Origin of the sequence: Phytobacter ursingii (assembly GCF_001022135.1) — a bacterium.
In the GTDB taxonomy this organism is placed as follows: Bacteria; Pseudomonadota; Gammaproteobacteria; order Enterobacterales; family Enterobacteriaceae; genus Phytobacter; species Phytobacter ursingii.
Genome location: NZ_CP011602.1, coordinates 1,882,253 through 1,900,354 on the forward strand (window position 1 = coordinate 1,882,253; position 18,102 = coordinate 1,900,354).

The 18,102-nt window shown below is 53.2% G+C and carries 13 protein-coding genes and 1 pseudogene; 4 read left to right on the plus strand and 10 right to left on the minus strand.

Annotated features, from left to right (window positions below):
• Positions 1–10: 10 nt before the first annotated feature.
• The 3 genes and pseudogenes from AB182_RS33005 to AB182_RS12450 all read right to left on the minus strand — a co-directional run bounded on the left by AB182_RS33005 (position 11) and on the right by AB182_RS12450 (position 4,483).
• Positions 11–2,285: pseudogene (locus tag AB182_RS33005) on the minus strand (NtaA/DmoA family FMN-dependent monooxygenase).
• A gap of 63 nt (positions 2,286–2,348) precedes the next feature.
• Complete coding sequence (locus tag AB182_RS12445) at positions 2,349–3,470, minus strand: amidohydrolase (protein ID WP_047370375.1); 1,122 nt, start codon at positions 3,468–3,470, stop codon at positions 2,349–2,351.
• Positions 3,467–4,483: an MsnO8 family LLM class oxidoreductase gene (locus AB182_RS12450; protein WP_047370376.1), complete on the minus strand. Its 1,017-nt coding sequence runs from the start codon at positions 4,481–4,483 to the stop codon at positions 3,467–3,469. The genes AB182_RS12445 and AB182_RS12450 overlap by 4 nt, the downstream gene beginning before the upstream one ends.
• Positions 4,484–5,248: 765 nt before the next feature.
• Between AB182_RS12450 and ansP the strand changes: the two genes are divergently transcribed.
• A complete protein-coding gene (gene ansP, locus AB182_RS12455) occupies positions 5,249–6,742 on the plus strand; it encodes an L-asparagine permease (RefSeq protein WP_047370377.1) in 1,494 nt (497 codons plus the stop codon).
• A 66-nt stretch (positions 6,743–6,808) separates the two neighbouring features.
• Here the strand turns inward: ansP and yncE are convergent, their stop codons facing one another.
• Entirely contained in the window at positions 6,809–7,870 is a 1,062-nt protein-coding gene (gene yncE / locus AB182_RS12460; RefSeq protein WP_047370378.1) for a 7-bladed beta-propeller protein YncE, read from the minus strand.
• Between the two features lie 258 nt (positions 7,871–8,128).
• Between yncE and pqqU the strand changes: the two genes are divergently transcribed.
• The gene (gene pqqU, locus AB182_RS12465) at positions 8,129–10,243 is read left to right on the plus strand and encodes a TonB-dependent receptor PqqU (RefSeq protein ID WP_047370379.1); all 2,115 of its coding nucleotides are present in this window, start codon (positions 8,129–8,131) and stop codon (positions 10,241–10,243) included.
• Between the two features lie 52 nt (positions 10,244–10,295).
• Here the strand turns inward: pqqU and AB182_RS12470 are convergent, their stop codons facing one another.
• From AB182_RS12470 to AB182_RS12485, 4 genes are all read right to left on the minus strand, one after another.
• On the minus strand, positions 10,296–12,227 hold the full coding sequence (locus AB182_RS12470; RefSeq protein ID WP_047370380.1) for a methyl-accepting chemotaxis protein: 1,932 nt from the start codon (positions 12,225–12,227) through the stop codon (positions 10,296–10,298).
• 215 nt (positions 12,228–12,442) lie between these two features.
• A complete protein-coding gene (locus tag AB182_RS12475) occupies positions 12,443–13,099 on the minus strand; it encodes a GntR family transcriptional regulator (RefSeq protein ID WP_047370381.1) in 657 nt (218 codons plus the stop codon).
• Between the two features lie 259 nt (positions 13,100–13,358).
• Positions 13,359–14,396 carry an NADP-dependent oxidoreductase gene (locus tag AB182_RS12480; protein WP_047370382.1) on the minus strand — a complete coding sequence of 346 codons (1,038 nt, stop codon included), beginning with the start codon at positions 14,394–14,396 and terminating at the stop codon, positions 13,359–13,361.
• 67 nt (positions 14,397–14,463) lie between these two features.
• Positions 14,464–15,039: a helix-turn-helix domain-containing protein gene (locus AB182_RS12485; protein WP_047370383.1), complete on the minus strand. Its 576-nt coding sequence runs from the start codon at positions 15,037–15,039 to the stop codon at positions 14,464–14,466.
• A 38-nt stretch (positions 15,040–15,077) separates the two neighbouring features.
• On the opposite strand from AB182_RS12485, the gene AB182_RS12490 reads away from it, so the two are divergent.
• Both AB182_RS12490 and AB182_RS12495 read left to right on the plus strand, forming a co-directional pair.
• Positions 15,078–15,593: a GNAT family N-acetyltransferase gene (locus AB182_RS12490; protein ID WP_047370384.1), complete on the plus strand. Its 516-nt coding sequence runs from the start codon at positions 15,078–15,080 to the stop codon at positions 15,591–15,593.
• Positions 15,593–16,042 carry a DMT family transporter gene (locus AB182_RS12495; protein WP_047370385.1) on the plus strand — a complete coding sequence of 150 codons (450 nt, stop codon included), beginning with the start codon at positions 15,593–15,595 and terminating at the stop codon, positions 16,040–16,042. The genes AB182_RS12490 and AB182_RS12495 overlap by 1 nt, the downstream gene beginning before the upstream one ends.
• Position 16,043: 1 nt before the next feature.
• On the opposite strand, the gene AB182_RS12500 is transcribed toward AB182_RS12495, so the two are convergent.
• A complete protein-coding gene (locus AB182_RS12500; protein WP_047370386.1) occupies positions 16,044–16,277 on the minus strand; it encodes a YdcY family protein in 234 nt (77 codons plus the stop codon).
• Between the two features lie 11 nt (positions 16,278–16,288).
• Positions 16,289–17,887 (minus strand): ABC transporter substrate-binding protein, encoded by a 1,599-nt coding sequence (locus AB182_RS12505; protein ID WP_047370387.1) that lies wholly within the window; start codon positions 17,885–17,887, stop codon positions 16,289–16,291.
• Between the last annotated feature and the right edge of the window lie 215 nt (positions 17,888–18,102).

Below are 18,102 nucleotides of genomic sequence, written 5' to 3' on the forward strand. Positions count from 1 at the left end.
CTGCGCCTCCTTAGTCGCCCAGTCCGGCGGGGTTGATCTCAGAGGACGGGATCTTCTCAACGCCCTCACCCCAGCGACTGAGTACTTTTTCGTAATCGCCATTTTTAATGACGCCATTAAGGGCAATCTGCACTGGCTCCACCAGACCGCTGCCTTTCTTCAGCGTGACCGCGATATGCGCCGCTTTCGGCCAGCCGCCATCCACGCTGCCCACCAGCCGGGTTTTGTTGGTCAGCGCGGCTTTCCAGGCGCCAATGACATTCGGGCCAAAAAAGGCATCCGCACGACCGGACTGGAGTGCCAGCGTCTGGGCGGCATCATCTTTGGTGTAAACCGGCGTGAACGGTTTGAGGCCTTTCTTCTCGTTTTCCGCATTCCATGCCAGCAGAATGGCCTCCTGATTGGTGCCGGAGCCGACGATGATACGCAGCCCCGCGATGTCCTCCGCCTTTTCAATGGTTTTAATCGGGCTACTGGCTTTCACATAAAAGCCGAGGGAATCCTTGCGGTACGTGGCGAAATCAAACTTCTCTTTGCGCGCTTTTGTGACGGTAATATTGCTGATCGCCGCATCATATTTGCCGGAGGTTACCCCCAGCGGCCAGTCCTCCCACGAGGTCGGCACCACGTTGAGTTCCAGCCCCAGACTGTCAGCAACCAGACGGGCGATATCCACTTCGCTACCGAGCAGCGTTTTATTGTCATCAGAAAACACGGTCAGCGGTGGTGAGTTCAGTGCGGCCACTGCCACCGTAAATTTTCCAGGCACGGCAAAATGATAATCTTTTGGCAACTGCGCCACTGCCTCCGCATTGCGCGATGTATTAATGGGCGTTTTGTTGGCCTCAAGACTAACGCCAGTACCGTTAATCGTGACGTCACTGGCCTGGACCAGCGGCGCGAACGCCAGCGCCACGGCGAGGAGAAGCGATGATTTTTGCATAGCGTATTCTCTTTATTGTTTTGTGAATTTATTGGCTGAATTGATTGGCAGGTTGTTGCAAGCCAAGACTTTCGCGCAGGGTCGTGCCGGGATACGCCTTACGGAACAAGCCACGGGCCTGCAAAATCGGCACTACGGTGTCGACAAAGCGTGGGAAGGTATCCGGCGTGCCGCCCTGAATAATAAAACCGTCAGCTGCCTGCTCGTCGAACCACTGTTGCAGGCCGTCCGCTACCTGCTCCGGGGTACCGGAAAAACGCGGACGCGGGGAGGCCGCTTCCAGCGCCACCTGGCGCAGCGTCAGTTGACGCTCGCGGGCATGGCGTTTGATTTCATCGGTGGTACTGCGAAAGCTGTTTTGTCCCAGGGTGCCAATATCCGGGAAAGGTTCATCCAGCGGGTACTGGCTAAAATCGTGGTGTTCGAAATAACGGCCAAGGTAATTGAGCGCATCCTGAATGGAGACCAGCGCCGCGGTGGTCTGGTATTGCTGCTCAACGTCCTGAGCATTATCACCGACAATTACGCTGACGCCCTGGAAGATATGGAGTTCATCTTCCCGACGGCCATTTTTAATCAGTTGTGCTTTGACATCGCGATAAAAATGTTTGGCTTCGTCAAGCGTATCGTGGTGGGTAAAAATGGCATCGGCGTGTCGCGCCGCTAATTTCTTACCATCCTCAGATGCGCCTGCCTGAAATATAATGGGCCGTCCCTGCGGCGTACGGCCAATATTCAGCGGCCCGGCAACCTGGAAAAAATCGCCGTGATGATTAAGCGTATGCAGTTTTTGTGGATCAAAGAACTGCCCGGTGGTTTTATCTCGAATAAAGGCATCCTCTTCCCAGGAATCCCACAGCCCTTTCACCACGTCCAGGTATTCATCGGCAATGCGATAGCGCAGCGCGTGTTCCGGATGCTGCTGGCGGGAAAAGTTCTTAGCCGACCCCTCCAGCGGCGAGGTGACGACGTTCCAGCCCGCGCGCCCGTTGCTTAAATGGTCGAGACTGGCAAACTGACGAGCCACGGTGAACGGTTCGCTGTAAGACGTGGAAAGCGTGCCAACCAGCCCTAAATGGCGGGTGACGCTCGCCAGCGCCGATAAAACAGTGATGGGTTCAAAACGGTTTAGAAAATGGGGTATGGATTTTTCATTAATATATAAGCCATCGGCGACAAATAAAAAATCAAGTTTTCCCTCTTCTGCTTTTAATGCTGTTTCCTGGACAAAGTTAAAATTAATACTGGCATCGGCTTTGGCCGCCGGGTGTCGCCAGGCGGACATATTTCCGGATGCGCCATGTAATATCGTACCCAGACGCAGTTGACGAGCTTGTGACATAATCCATCCTCATTTTCAGGCAACAGGTTCCCCGGAGCTGTCGCCCCAGGTAGCTTTTTTCCGTTATGGCTGGAGCAAGGCTTTTTCCGCCAGCAGCGCGAAATAGCGAGCGGCGTCTTCGATTAATGCTTCGTCGGGATTAAACGACGGATGGTGCAAGCCATATTCACTGGCGCTGCCAATACTGACGAATGCGCCGGGAATATGTTCGAGGTAGACGGCAAAATCTTCACCACCCATATGCAACTGTGCGATCTGCGTGTCATAGCCATGCCAGTCTGCAACATCGCGGGTAAAGGCGGCCCAGCGTTCATCATTGACCAGTGCCGATGGGCCTTCGTACCAGTGAACGGTAATGTGCGCATCAAAGGCGCGCGCCAGTCCGGCGGCAATATCATTGACGCGGGCTTTCACCTGCTCGCGTACCTCAGTCCGGTGCGTGCGCAGCGTGCCTTCCAGTTCGACTTGTTCCGGCAGCACATTCCAGGTATTCCCGCCCTGCACACGCGTGACGCTCAACACCACCGAGTCCAGCGTGTTGACGTTACGGCTGGCGATGGTTTGCAGCGCGACGACAAGCTGGCTGGCAAGCAGGATGGCGTCATTGCCTTCATGAGGGCGCGCGGCGTGTGCCCCTTTACCGCCGACCTGCAATACAACGCGGTCAACGTTGGCATAAAACGGGCCGCCGCGCGTGGCAAACGTGCCCACCGGCAGACCGGGCTCGTTATGCATACCAAAAATGGCGCTGATACCGTTTAGTACTCCCGCCTGAATGAGCCGCTTTGCTCCGCCGAAGTTTTCCTCGGCTGGCTGGAAGATCAGGCGCACACGTCCGGGTAACGCAGACTCTTTCTCTTTTAGCAGCAGTGCGGCGCCGAGCATGACGCTGGTATGGATGTCGTGACCACAGGCATGCATCACCCCTTTATTGCGCGAGGCGTAGGGTACGTCGACAGCCTCTTCAATCGGCAAAGCATCGATGTCTGCTCGCAGGGCAATCACTTTGTCGCCACTGCCCACTTCCGCGACCACGCCCGTGGGTAGCGTGGTGGGCAGCAGACGCAGACCGGCATTTTCGAGCCAGTGACGGACCCGGCGGCTGGTTTCAAACTCCTGCAATGACAGTTCCGGGTACTGATGCAATTCACGGCGCCAGGTAATCAATTGTTGGGCAAAGTTCATTGCGCTACCTCCCGGATGGCCGTTCTCTGACGCCAGGTTTCGCTCAGCAGGCGCAGTGAGGCAATACGTGCGCTGGCGTCAACCAGCGGGTTATCAAGGATGAACTCATCCACGCCAGACTCTGCGGCCAACGCATCCAGACCAGCCAGCACACTTTCTGCGGTGCCTTTAATCAGCGACGGTTCACGGCGATAAATACGCACTGCCGGGCTTCCCGCCTGACGCGCGAAAGCTTGCGCCTGCGCTTCGCTGGCCACGCTAACCCGCTGACCGTTTTCCAGTTCCACTCCCCATATCTCCACCTGCTGCGCGAGGCGTTCGGCTTCGTTTTGCGTGACGGCAATAATCACCTGTACGGCGATAATAACGTCGCGCTGCGTCAGCGCTCGCCATTGTGTGACAACGTCACGCAATAATGTTTTATCGCCATTAAGATGGGCGGCAAAAACGAAGTTCCAGTCGAGTTTTGCTGCCAGGCGTGCGCTTTCCAGACTCGCGCCGAGCAGAAATCCCTCAGCATGGACAGTGGGAAGCGGCGTGGCTGCCAGGGATTCCGCATCGGCAGTAAACTGTCCCGGCTCAAGCCAGTTAGCCAGCTCAGCGAGCTGGTCAGCAAAACTGCCTTTATCTTCCTGGCGCAGCCCGCGTTGCAGTGCGCGTGTAGACAGTGGCAGTCCGCCAGGGGCTTTACCGATACCGATATCGATACGACCAGGTGCCAGAGAGGCCAGTACGTTGAAGTTTTCCGCCACTTTATAGGGACTGTAATGTTGCAGCATGACCCCACCGGAGCCGATGCGGATCCGCTGCGTTTGCCCGGCAATCCAGGCGATAAGCAGTTCGGGGGATGGGCTGGCCAGTTGGGAAGTATTGTGATGTTCCGCAATCCAGAAGCGGTGAAAACCGCCTTTCTCGGCCAGCTGCGCCATCTGTAACGTTCGGTTTAGTGCATCCTGCGCGGTTTCGTTTTCCGCAATCGGGCTTTTATCAAGCAAACTCAGACGATAAGACATGCAGCACACTCTTGTTGAGTAACATGTCTGCATTATTGGGATGGCTTTACGACCTTGTGAAACAATTAATTTACATTAAATAAGCAAAAAATTTGCAAAGTAGCCCCCTCAAAGCTGAGGAATCCCCCGTAATCTTACGTTTTACAGCGATAACGCCGCTTAATAAGAATAAAACCGTGACAGCGGCGATTTTCTTTGCCGGGAGCCCGGGTCGCCAGGGGGGTGGCGGTGAGCCCCCCTGGCATGTTCACGGGTTCTGTCGTGACAGAAAAGCAAGGAACATAAGGTGAACGGAATGGCCATCAGAGCCGCATTCCCCCCCTCACCCTGGCCCTCTCCCTCAAGGGAGAAGGGACCGTTCGTGCTCGCATTTTTGTGGGGATTCCTCACGCCACAGAGGGACGGTAGTCATTATTTGCGCTTATGAATAAGCCCGCATATGCCCCTGTGCCGTGCAACCTCGCCGACATCATCTTTCCTTATTGCATGTTTAGTCATTTCTGCCGTCTTTTTCACCATAATGAATCAGTTAAACTGCTAAGTAACACTTGTGTCACAAATTCAACTCATCCCCATCATTTTTTCGTCTGGTATGTTTTGCGTCGTCAAAAAAATGCAGGTAGGATGCTGCGCCATGTTATGTCTTATTCATACGTAGAATGATTGAAAAGGCAGAACGCTTTCCCAAAAGAGCAAACGATTGTCTTGCTGCTCTGCGGGGTCGAAGAAATTTAAAAAGATTCAGACAGGTCAACGGGTAACGCAATGAAAACAACCAACAATAGCGCGGCGGAGCATCAGGCCGCGAAACGACGCTGGTTAAACTCTCACGAGGAGGGTTATAACAAAGCGATGGGTAACCGCCACGTACAGATGATCGCTATCGGCGGAGCAATCGGGACGGGGTTATTCTTAGGCGCCGGGGCGCGCCTGCAGATGGCGGGGCCATCACTGGCGATCGTTTATCTGGTTTGTGGTCTTTTCTCTTTCTTTATCTTACGTGCACTGGGTGAGCTGGTTTTACACCGTCCGTCCAGCGGCAGTTTTGTTTCGTATGCCCGTGAATTTATGGGCGAAAAAGCGGCCTATGTCGCCGGCTGGATGTATTTCGTGAACTGGGCGATGACCGGTATCGTGGATATCACCGCCGTTGCGTTATATATGCATTACTGGGGCGCGTTTGGCGATGTACCGCAGTGGGTCTTCGCCCTCGGCGCGCTCGCCATTGTCGGAACCATGAATATGATCGGCGTGAAGTGGTTCGCTGAAATGGAGTTCTGGTTCGCGCTGGTCAAAGTGCTGGCCATTGTCGCTTTCCTGGTTGTCGGGACCATCGTCCTGGGATCCGGGAAACCGCTTGACGGCAACGCAACGGGCTTCCATCTGATTACCGACAATGGCGGCTTCTTCCCCCACGGTCTGCTCCCTGCACTGGTCCTGATCCAGGGTGTGGTCTTCGCCTTTGCCTCTATCGAGTTCGTCGGTACCGCTGCCGGTGAATGTAAAGATCCGGAAAAAACCGTACCGAAAGCGATCAACAGCGTTATCTGGCGTATCGGCCTGTTCTACGTCGGTTCCGTGGTGCTGCTGGTTCTGTTGCTGCCGTGGATGGCGTACCAGCCGGGTCAGAGTCCGTTTGTGACCTTCTTCTCCAAACTGGGCGTGCCGTACATGGGCGATGTGATGAATATCGTGGTCCTGACCGCCGCCCTGTCGAGCCTGAACTCCGGCTTGTACTGCACGGGTCGAATCCTGCGCTCTATGTCGATGGGCGGTTCCGCACCTAAGTTCATGTCCAAAATGAACAAACAACACGTGCCGTACGCAGGTATCCTCGCGACGCTGGCCGTGTATGTTGTTGGCGTGTTCCTGAACTATCTGGTTCCGGCGCAGGTTTTTGAAATCGTCCTCAACCAGGCATCAGTGGGTATTATTGCTTCCTGGGGCTTTATCGTGCTCTGCCAGATGCGTCTGCGCAAAGCGATCAACGAAGGCAAAGCGGCGGAAGTGAGCTTTAAGATGCCGGGTGCGCCTTTCACCTCCTGGTTGACGCTGCTGTTCCTGTTCTCTGTCCTGGTGCTGATGGCGTTTGACTATCCGAATGGCACCCTGACCATTGGTTGTCTCCCGCTGCTGATTGTGCTGCTGGTGATTGGCTGGTTCGGTGTGCGCAAACGCGTTGCGGAAATTCACAGCGGCGCGCCGGTCGTGGGTAAAAGCACCCCGCCTGCGGAGCTTGTGGAAGAAACCGCAAAGTAATCTGACGTGCTGATAATTAAAAAGCCAGCCAGGTATTTCACCGGCTGGCTTTTTTTATGGCTGTGATTACAGCGCGATACGAATAATGTCGTCCGGCTCTGTGGCCTCTTTCTCTTTGCTTGCCGCCTGTTTCACACTCACATACAGCGTTTTACCGTCGGCAGAGAGCGCCAGGCTGTTCGGATGGGTTGGCGTATCGAAGGTTTTCACCACTTTATAGGTTTTACCGTCGATAACGCTGACTTTGCCCGCCTGTCGATGGGTCACATAGGCTTCGTTACGGGTGGGGTTAAACAGCACGGCCAGGGATTCCGGCGCAGCGACTTTTTGCAGGACTTTCCCGTCACGCAGATCGACGACCAGAACCTCAGGCTCTTTAGAGTCGGTAATAAAGGCGCGGTGACTTGCGGTGTCAAGGCTCAGATTCAAATAGAAGTGTTCTTTGCCGTCATCCTGCAATTTTTTACGCGACAGAATTTTATCGGTCGCGGTGTCGATAGTCAGCAATTCACCGTCACCGTTGGTGACGTAAAGACGCTTCGCCGCCGTATCGATAGCCAGGCCAGTACTGAATTTACCGGTGTCGGCAACGGTGGATTTCAGTTTCAGCGTGTCGCCATCAACCACCCAAATCACGCTCTCTTTACCGATACCGCTGATATAAACGGTATTGGTCGTTTCATCCACTACCAGTTCGCGCGGCTGCAGTGGACGCACGGTTTCACTACGTTGGCGGTCATCAAGCACCAGGCGCCCTTTCACATCGCCCGTTTTCGCGTCGATTGCCGTTACCGCGCTGTTAACCGTGTTCCCAAACCACAGGGTCTGCGTTTTGCTATTGATAGCCGCGCCAAACGGCTTCAGATCGTTGTGGATAGCCAGCGTCACATCCAGTGTGATCGGATCCAGGCGGTAGACCACGCCTCCTTTATCGGCTTTACGGCTCTGTGAGGTAGCCACCCACAGCGCATTTTCCTGCTGGCTCCAGGCCATTTCATAGGCACCTTTACCAACCGGTTTACGCAGCATCTCTTCACTCGCCTGAGCATGAAATGCCCCGGCAAGCAGCAGTGAACCTAACAGCAGTGAACGACGCAGACGTGGCGTGGATAGATAACGTAAAGACATGACGACTCCCTTTGATAAACACAGATAGTTTTGCTTCACATGCTTCCATGACGCCAGGGTCGTAGCCCTGTCTTATTTAGCGAGAATAGTAATCATTATTATGTGTAATGTGGAGCATTAAATCTGTTTTTACTGCCATCGGCGGTAACGTCTACACTTTTTGTTAACGTAATGTGCCCTTAAAGTTTTCATGAATTGTTAAAGATATTAACATTACGCCATGTTCCCATTTGGTTCGTTTCTTATTCTGGTCAATTTATGAATATTTTTGCCCTTTCAAGAACGGCGTTTCCCGCGCTGTTCCTTCCGGTCATCTATGCGCCTGCCGTGCTGGCGGCGGACAATGAACAAACGATGATCGTCAGCGCGGCACCCCGCACGGTTTCAGAACTCGACACCCCGGCGGCGATCAGTGTCGTGAATGGCGATGATATTCGTCAGGCCACACCACAGATCAATCTTTCGGAATCGCTTGGCGGCGTACCTGGCTTGCAGGTACAAAATCGCCAGAACTACGCGCAGGATCTACAACTCTCCATTCGCGGTTTTGGTTCCCGCTCGACCTATGGTGTGCGAGGAATCCGCATGTATGTCGACGGTATTCCTGCCACCATGCCTGACGGACAGGGGCAAACCTCGAACATCGATCTCACCAGCGTCGAGAGTATCGATGTTCTGCGCGGCCCCTTCTCTGCCCTGTACGGCAATGCGTCCGGCGGCGTGGTGAATGTGACCACCCAGACGGGCCGACAACCAACGGAACTTGAAGCCAGCAGTTATTACGGCAGTTACGGAAGCTGGCGCTATGGCACCAAAGCCAGCGGTGCGGTGGGTGATGGCACGCTGCCAGGGGATGTGGATTACACGGTCTCCTCGACCCGTTTTGTCACCCATGGCTATCGCGATCGCAGCGGCGCACGTAAAAATCTGGCCAACGCCAAACTGGGCGTGCGTATCGATGAGGCCAGCAAGCTGACGCTGATTTTCAACAGCGTCGACATTAAGGCCAACGACCCGGGCGGCCTGACGAAAGAGGAGTGGCACGATAACCCGCGCCAGTCGCCGCGCGCCGTGCAGTATGACACGCGCAAAACGGTCAAACAGACACAGGCCGGATTACGTTATGAGCGCCAGCTCAGCGCGCAAGACGATGTGAGTGTCATGATGTACGCCGGTGAGCGTGAAACCACCCAGTACCAGTCAATTCCTCGCGGTCCCCAGTTGAACCCGCAGCATGCCGGAGGGGTAATCGACCTGACCCGCCATTACCAGGGGATCGATACCCGCTGGACCCATCGCGGCGAATTATTGATACCCGTGACCGTCACCGGCGGGCTGAATTATGAAACCATGAGCGAACAGCGCAAAGGCTATGAAAACTTTGTGATGGTTAATGGCGCGCCAGATTATGGTCGCGAGGGGAACTTGCGCCGCAACGAACGCAATCTGATGTGGAACGTCGACCCTTATGTGCAAACCCATTGGCAGTTGACCGATAAGCTATCGCTGGATGCGGGTCTGCGCTATAGCTCGGTCTGGTTTGATTCAAACGATCACTATATTACGGCAAGCAACGGCGATGACAGCGGTGATGCCAGCTACCACAAATGGCTGCCTGCCGGGTCGCTGAAGTATGCGGTTACCGATAGCTGGAATCTGTATGCTGCGGCGGGACGTGGTTTTGAAACGCCCACCATTAACGAGCTTTCTTACCGTTCTGGCGGGAAAAGCGGGCTCAATTTCGCGCTTAAGCCGTCGACAAACAATACCGTTGAAATCGGCAGCAAAACACGCGTGGGTTATGGACTGCTCAGCGCCGCACTGTTCCACACCGATACGGATAACGAGATTGTCACCGATACCAACAGCGGCGGACGCACCACTTATAAGAATGCCGGCAAAACGCGCCGTCAGGGTGCAGAACTGGCGCTCGATCAGCAATTCGCCGGAAACTGGCGGGCAAAGCTGGCGTGGACCTATCTGGATGCGACTTACCGCAGCGAAGTCTGCGGCGACAGCCAATGTAACGGCAACCGTATTCCCGGGATCGCGCGCAATATGGGATTTGCCTCACTGGGCTATGTCCCCGAACAGGGCTGGTATGCAGGTGCCGATGTACGCTATATGAGCGATATCGCCGCCAATGACGAAAACACGGCAACCGCTCCCTCCTGGACGGTGGTCGGCCTGAATACTGGCTACAAGTTTAACTACGGTAACTGGATGATGGATGTGTTCGGGCGCGTGGATAACCTGTTTGATCGTGAATATGTGGGATCGGTGATTGTTAACGAATCAAATGATCGTTATTACGAACCGGCGCCTGGGCGCAATTATGGCGTAGGTTTGTCGGTTGCGTATCGCTTTGAGTGATGGCTGTTGAATAACCAGAGGCCCTCTTTTTGCAAAGAGGGCCTCTGTCGTATCAGAACGTGGTCCAGCCGTCGTCGCTGGTCACCTCAGCAGGCTGAAGCGGCGCAGAGACCGGAGGCTGCGGTCTGGCAGGCGCCGATGATTTCACTGGCGCCACGCCCGACTCAAGACGGAATGTCGCGACCAGTTGTTCAAGATGCAGTGCCTGTTCTTCAAGGGAACCCGCTGCGGTTGACGACTCGCTCACCAGCGCCGCATTTTGCTGGGTCGTACTGTCCAGTTCACCCACTGCACGTGCAATTTGCTCGATCCCGCGGCTTTGCTCCTCAGATGCAGACGAAATTTCACCCATAATGTCATTAACACGGGTGACCGACTGCACGACCTGCCCCATCGTTTCCCCGGCTTTTGCCACCAGTTCACTTCCGGTATTAATACGCGACACCGACTCAGTAATCAGTTGCTCGATATCTTTCGCCGCCTGAGAGCTGCGTTGAGACAAACTACGCACTTCGCTGGCGACGACCGCGAAACCGCGCCCCTGCTCTCCTGCGCGAGCTGCCTCTACCGCTGCGTTAAGCGCCAGGATATTGGTCTGGAAGGCAATACTGTTAATGACCGCAGTAATGTCCGCAATTTTGTTGGAGCTGTTGTGGATATCATTCATCGTTTTCACCACATCACGCATCACATTGCCACCTTCGCTGGCCGTATTTGATGCCTGTGCCGCAAGTCTGCTGGCGTTACGTGCATTATCCGCGTTGTTTTTCACCGTCGCCGTTAACTCTTCCATACTTGCTGCCGTTTGCACGACAGCAGCGGCCTGTTGCTCTGTACGGGAAGAGAGATCGGTGTTGCCTTCGGCAATCTCCGTTGCCGCACGGGAAACCTGCGCCACACTGTTACGAACATCAAAAATCATCTCGCGAAGACGGCTGTTCATACGTCCCATCGCGGCGGTGAGTTTGCCCAGTTCATCGTCGCTTTGCGCCGTGATCTGTGAACTGAGATCGCCACTGGCGATACGCTCAGCCAGCGCCAGGTTATGGACAACGGGACGGGTGATCTGGCGAATAATCCACCAGGAGACGATAACGCCAATCAGGATTGCGATAATACCAATAATGGACGCCGTGGTGCTGGAGTTATCGGCCAGCGCGTCGTTATAGGTTTTGACGCGCGTAATCAATTTCTTGATGTCGGCGCTGCTGTCATCACCCGCAATTTTGACTTTGTCCTCAGCCGTTTTGATCGCCTGAACCGCCGTAAAGTAGTTGATGCTCAGGTCGCGATAACGGGTGGTTTCGCCCCAGAGTGCCTGCAACGGCGAAACCAACTCCGCCGGAAGCTGGCCAGTTAGCGTTTGTACCGCAGCCTGTGCTTTGTTGAACCGGTCGTCGAGAATATCGCGCGTCTCTTTCGTCGGGCTAAAACGCACCATTAACGCTGCATCGCGCACCCCTCCAATGGCAATGAGTTGATCAAAAATTTGGGCGGTTAGTGCGTTATCGGCTACCGGCGTGGAGATAAGTGTCGTTAAGCGCGCGCGCTGATCGCCTGAACCCATCTTGTCCATGGCATCACGCACTGATTTCATGGCATTCGTCGCCTGCTGTATTTCAGCAGACCCGGCCTCGAAGTTCGCCAGATGGCCTGCCAGCGTATGTAAAAGCGCACTCTCTTCATCATTCCATGACAACTCACTCGCACTGGCGGTGAGCTGCGACGCATGTTTTACGTAGTCGGACATGATCGGACCGGCTTTGTCATCACCGTAGAGATACTTCAGACGATTAATTTTGGCCTGGAAGACCTCAATGTTAACGCTATAAATCAGATTGGTTTTTGCATAGACATCGCGGATCTCTTTAAACCGCAAAACGCTCAAAACGGTAGCGATGGCAACCAGAAAAAGGACAATGCCAAACCCGACTGACAGCTTTTTACTGATAGTAATATTTTTCAACCCCTGGCTAAAAGACATCCCAAACTCCTTGCGTCACATCAATGTTAGCGCTCAACTTGGCACTCATCGGTTATCGGCAGGCAGTACAGGGAGTTAAGGGGGAAACACCGTTGAAGATGAAAAACGTGATGATGATGCTCCCCTTTGCCAAATTTTTGGTGAGGAGCATTCTAAAATCATCAAATTGCACTGAATGATTTCAATACTAAACTATCATTCAGCTATTGAACCATTCAGTTATTGAACTGTTTGAGCAGTATGCCAGCGCCTTCATCGATGGTTCGGTATATGGCTTTTTCGCAACCGTTTTCGTCTCCGTTTTCGAAGGCGGATAATAAATCGCCATAATCATATCCAAGCGATAACTCCGGTGATGAAGGATAAAGATAATTAAAGCATGGGCCGATACGAACCCATAATTGTTCAATAATGGCGGCGAGCGTTGGCATTTCCGCATAATGATAAACAGCAAAACGAAATACGCGATTCGACTGCAATGTCAATTCCGTATTTCCGGTTTTTGCAGCTTCAGTAAAAGCCTCAGCCAGAATACGCAATTCGTGAACTTTGCCTGCGGTCATATTTTTACAGGCTGCGCGAACCGCCATACCTTCCAGCTTTTTGCGGATATCACTAATTTCTATGAATCGTACCTTACCCACATCCGGAACAAGGAATGCTTGTGCAGGAGTCGCGTGAAGTGCACCTGCGGAAACAAGCCGCAGTAATGCTTCCCTTACAGGCGTAATACTGGTTCCTAATTGATCGGCAATTTCTTTCGTGATGAGTCGGGCGCCAGGTTTAAGCGCACCAATAATAAGCGCACTCTTCAGACTGGCTTCTACCTGCAGGGTAAGGCTGGTCCGCTGCGCTTTTTCCAAATCAAGCATGTGATTGTGTCCCGTCCAAATTCTTATTTATTTTCAGCCTGGTAGCGTGTCGGTGAACATAATTCCTGAGAATATATTATGTATAATCATGCCTGGTATTGGATGAACGCGTAAAATTAGAACAAAATGTTATTATTTATGCACAACTACCAGGAACCGTTACCGATAAGGTCGTCGATTCCTTATGCTTGTATAATTAAAGACGTTTTTAAAAATTTTGCACGTATTATGATGACGGTTTTCACCGTCACCACCATTTTTAGTCATCCGCGCCTACGCGAATCACAACTTTACCAAAGTTTTTCCCGGCAAGTAAGCCGATAAAGGTCTCTGGCGCGCTTTCAAGTTCGTCAGTGATTTGCTCGCGATAATGGATTTTTCCCTCTTTAACCCACTGCGACATGTCACGCTGAAATTCATTTATGCGGTGACCATAATCCTGGCTAATAATAAACCCTTGCAAGCGAATTCTTTTTTTCAGGAGCGTCCCCATTAATAACGGTACGCGATCCGGACCATCCGGCAAAGCGGTCGCATTATAACCGCTAATTAGCCCACACAACGGAATTCGAGCGGCGGTATTCAATAATGGCAATACCGCATCAAATACCTTACCGCCGACATTTTCAAAATAAATATCGATGCCTTGCGGACACGCTTTAGTCAGTTGTTCGGCAAAATCGCTGGCATGATGATCAATACAGGCATCAAAACCCAGGGTATCCACCGCATGGCGACATTTTTCACTGCCCCCCGCGACACCGACAACCCGACAACCTTTGAGCTTGCCTATCTGACCGACCGTCGCCCCAACCGGCCCCGTAGCCGCAGCCACGACAAGTGTCTCCCCCGCTTTCGGCTGCCCGATATCCAGCAATCCCATATAAGCAGTAAAACCTGGCATGCCAAGTACACCGAGCGACCACGACGGATGTTGGGGATTTTCGCCCAGTTTGATGAGCCCTTCACCACCCGAAATTTCGTAATCCTGCCAGCCGCTATAGCCCAGCACCCAATCACCTTCGTGGAAATCGTTATGTTGTGAGCGTACGACGCGGCTGACGGTCGCGCCGCACATGACGCCATCAATCGGCACGGGAGGACTGTAGGAAGGCGCATCGCTCATCCTGCCGCGCATATAGGGATCAAGTGAAAGGTAGACGGTGCGGAGCAAAACCTGGCCTTCGCCTGGGGTGGCAATAGTGTCTTCTTCAAGTCGAAAATTATCGACTGTCGGCGCTCCCTTTGGCCTTGAGGCCAGGACCCAACGGCGGTTGCGATCATGTTGTTGTTTCATGTAGCTCTCCTGTTCCCATGAAATGTTCTATTGATACTAGTCGTGGAAAACAGGAGATGCACATCCATTATGCGCTGCCCGGATTGAGGCGAACCACCAGATAGCGGCAAGAGGCGTCGGTTTCATTAATAAAGCGGCAGTCGTTCGGCGGTCCGAGTTCCAGGCAATCCCCCGCTTTCATTTCATGGCGCGTATCGCCTTCCATAAATACCAGTTCCCCTTCTTGTAACCAGATTAATTGTCGGGCAAGCGCATAAGAGGACGCTGGCATCGGGATGTTGCTGCCGGCGGGTAAATCGATTTGTACTAGGTCGATGGGGAGATCGCTGCGTGGTGAGATATGACGGCGCAGATAATGCGTCTGTGGGTCGCGCCAGACAGGCTGGTCGGCAAAGCGCAACAGCTTACCTTCCTGCATCTCGGCACGCGCAATCAGGGTAGACATGCTAATGCCAAAAGCCCCGGACAAGCGGGCAAGCAGTGTCGCCGTAGGGCTACTTTCCCCGCGTTCAATCTTATGGATCATAGCGCGGGATACGCCGGCGCGTTCAGCCAGTTCGCTGAGCGACCAGCCTCGAGATTCCCGCTCGACGCGAATTCGCGCACTGATCCGTTGATTTATGTTGTCTGTAATAGTATTCATATCGTAATACTATAGTGAACAACCACTGAGGTTCAACCATGATTATTCGTTACGCCAGCAAAGACGATTGTGCAGCTATTGCAGAGATCTACAATCACGCGGTATTACACACCGCCGCCATCTGGAATGACAAGACGGTTGATGTGGATAACCGCATTGCCTGGTTTGAAGCACGTCTGTTACAGGGCTATCCCGTACTGGTGAGTGAAAAAAGTGACGTTGTCACTGGTTATGCATCGTTTGGCGACTGGCGCGCATTTGATGGTTTTCGCCACACCGTCGAACATTCTGTCTATGTTCATCCGGATCATCAGGGTAAGAAAATCGGTCAGGCGCTGATGGCGCAACTGATTAGCGAAGCCAAACGCATTGGCAAACATGTGATGGTCGCGGGTATTGAATCCCAAAACCATGCTTCTCTCCATCTGCATGAGAAATTGGGTTTTACCGTCACCGCACAGATGCCGCAGGTAGGCACCAAATTTGGTCGCTGGCTGGATCTGACGTTTATGCAGTTGCAGTTGGATAAGCGTCAGGACCCGGATGCGATCTGATGAACCAGTCCCTCACTCTCTGCTTTCTGGTTGCCGCTGGCATTGGCCTGGTGGTGCAAAACACGCTGATGGTGCGTATCACCCAGTCGTCTTCCACTATTTTGATCGCGATGTTGCTGAACTCGCTGGTCGGGATCGTCCTGTTTGTCAGTATCTTGTTGGTGAAACACGGGCTGGCAGGCTTTAGCGAACTGGTGGCAACGGTTCGCTGGTGGACGCTGCTCCCCGGCCTGCTCGGCTCGTTTTTTGTGTTCGCCAGCATCAGCGGCTATCAATACGTGGGTGCCGCCACCACCATAGCTGTACTGGTGGCCAGTCAATTGATTGGGGGGCTGGTGATGGATGTGGTCAGAAGCCAGGGCGTTGCCCTCAAGGCCCTGATTGGCCCGGTATGCGGTGCGGTACTGTTAGTGATTGGCGCCTGGCTGGTTGCCAGACGCCAGTTCTGATTTACAGGATACTGCCACCTTTGGTGAGCTGTTCGCGTCGCGCTTCCAGATCTTCTTTATGTTGACGACCATGTTGCGCGATCGCATGACGAAGGCGCTGTTGCTGGGTATAACGCTCTTCCCGGCTCAGCGCGCCATCATCGCTCAGTGCAACCAGCAGCGCGTTCATATTTGCAATCACACTTTCTGCAATCGTTGCATCAACGCGGGCAATTACTTCATCCAGATGTGACATGCCTCCCCCTGTTAATTCAGTTTTGCTTTTGAAAAATCGCTGCCCATTAAGCTGACACTGTAACCCGTGACATTACTGCGTGTAGCATAGAAGGTTTTCCCGTTTGCCAGTGCAATCCAGGGCGCCTGTTGATAGAAGACCTCTTGCGCCTGGCCGTAAAGCTCGGCGCGTTTTGCCGGATCGCTGGTCAGTTTTGCCTGCTGTACCGGGCCATCATACGCTTTATCGCACCAGCGTGCGGCATTCGAACCGCTTTTCACACTGCCACAGCCTAACAGGGTATCGGCAAAATTGTCCGGGTCGCCGTTATCCGACATCCAGCCAAACAGCGCGGTATCATGCTCGCCGCGACGCATCCCCGCCAGGTATTCGCCCCACTCATAAGAGACAATTTTCGCTTTCACGCCCACTTTCGCCCAGTCGCTCTGGATCATCTCCGCAATGCGACGTGAGTTCGGGTTATACGGACGCTGTACCGGCATTGACCAGAGGGTCGTTTCAAACCCCTTCTCCAGCCCGGCCTGTTTCAGCAACGCTTTGGCTTTTTCCGGATCGTAGCCGTAGTCTTGCAGATCTTTTTTGTAGCCCAGCATATTTGGCGGCAGCGGCGATTTTGCCACGGTACCCGACCCCAGGAAGACCGCATCGACAATCGCTTTTTTGTCGGTGGCGTAGTTCAATGCCTGACGCACCAGTACGTTATCAAACGGTTTTTTCCCGGTGTTAAACGCCAGATAGCCGACATTCAGCGCATCAATGGTGTGCAGGGTCAGATCTTTGTTGCCCTTAATCTGCTCAAACTGAACCGGCGCTGGCGCCGGGATAATCTGGCACTCGTTGGTTTGCAGTTTCGCCAGACGGGTCTGGACATCCGGGGTGATGGCAAAAATCAGGTGTTTTGTCGGCACCGCGCCGTCCCAATAGTTGGGGTTCGCGAGATAACGGATTTGCGCGTCGGTTTTGTATTGTTGTAAGACATACGGACCCGTACCGATCGGCCAGTTGTCGACATTCTCCGGCGTCCCTTTTTTCAGCATGGCGTCGGCATATTCCGCCGAGAGGATTGAGGCGAAATCCATTCCCCAGTCAGCCAGAAACGCGGCGTTAGGTTCACTCAGGACAAACTGAACGTGATAGTCATCAACCTTTTTGACATCCTGAATCAGTTTATCCAGCCCAACATCGTTGAAATATTCGTAATTTCCTTTCGAAACATTATGATAAGGATGTTTAGGGTCTTTCTGACGCATGACCGAGAAAATAACGTCATCCGCATTAAAATCGCGGGTCGGTTGAAAGTATTTATTGCTGTTAAATTTGACACCCTGACGCAGCGTAAAGGTGTAGGTTTTTCCGTCCGGAGAGATTGTCCACGCGGTTGCCAGCGACGGAATCGGGGTATTTTTCACCGGATCGAAGTTCACCAGACGGTTGTACAGCACCTGCGAACTGGCAACAAACGAGGGGCCGGAACTGGCGATTTGCGGGTTGAAGGATTCCGGCGAGGCTTCGGAGCAATAGACAAGGGTGTCATTGTTTGCCGCCCACGCGGCACCTGCAGGTAATAATGTGCTCAGCGTCAGCGCGAGCAGGGATTTCCTTGCGAACATAGATTCGGGCCTTATTTATTATCTGGAGTATTAATCTCAGCACAGCAGAAGTGAACTGGCAAATAACGAATCACTATCAGGTTATTCTAATCCAGTTGTTTTTGCTGAATTTTCCAGCAAAATTAACGTTATCATTTAACTTAAACGAACTTCTTGCCGTCAAGGTTTATCAGACGGTCTCAATGCGTCGAGAATTCAATGGTTTTGCGCTCTCT

Bases quoted from the DNA above. Each gene is read 5' to 3' on its own strand.
- AB182_RS12495 (WP_047370385.1), top strand. From the start codon at position 15,593: ATGAACCAGTCCCTCACTCTCTGCTTTCTGGTTGCCGCTGGCATTGGC.
- AB182_RS12470 (WP_047370380.1), bottom strand. From the start codon at position 12,227: ATGTCTTTTAGCCAGGGGTTGAAAAATATTACTATCAGTAAAAAGCTG.
- ansP (WP_047370377.1), top strand. From the start codon at position 5,249: ATGAAAACAACCAACAATAGCGCGGCGGAGCATCAGGCCGCGAAACGA.
- AB182_RS12505 (WP_047370387.1), bottom strand. From the start codon at position 17,887: ATGTTCGCAAGGAAATCCCTGCTCGCGCTGACGCTGAGCACATTATTA.
- AB182_RS12480 (WP_047370382.1), bottom strand. From the start codon at position 14,396: ATGAAACAACAACATGATCGCAACCGCCGTTGGGTCCTGGCCTCAAGG.
- AB182_RS12485 (WP_047370383.1), bottom strand. From the start codon at position 15,039: ATGAATACTATTACAGACAACATAAATCAACGGATCAGTGCGCGAATT.
- AB182_RS12450 (WP_047370376.1), bottom strand. From the start codon at position 4,483: ATGTCTTATCGTCTGAGTTTGCTTGATAAAAGCCCGATTGCGGAAAAC.
- AB182_RS12475 (WP_047370381.1), bottom strand. From the start codon at position 13,099: ATGCTTGATTTGGAAAAAGCGCAGCGGACCAGCCTTACCCTGCAGGTA.
- AB182_RS12500 (WP_047370386.1), bottom strand. From the start codon at position 16,277: ATGTCACATCTGGATGAAGTAATTGCCCGCGTTGATGCAACGATTGCA.
- AB182_RS12445 (WP_047370375.1), bottom strand. From the start codon at position 3,470: ATGAACTTTGCCCAACAATTGATTACCTGGCGCCGTGAATTGCATCAG.
- AB182_RS12490 (WP_047370384.1), top strand. From the start codon at position 15,078: ATGATTATTCGTTACGCCAGCAAAGACGATTGTGCAGCTATTGCAGAG.
- pqqU (WP_047370379.1), top strand. From the start codon at position 8,129: ATGAATATTTTTGCCCTTTCAAGAACGGCGTTTCCCGCGCTGTTCCTT.
- yncE (WP_047370378.1), bottom strand. From the start codon at position 7,870: ATGTCTTTACGTTATCTATCCACGCCACGTCTGCGTCGTTCACTGCTG.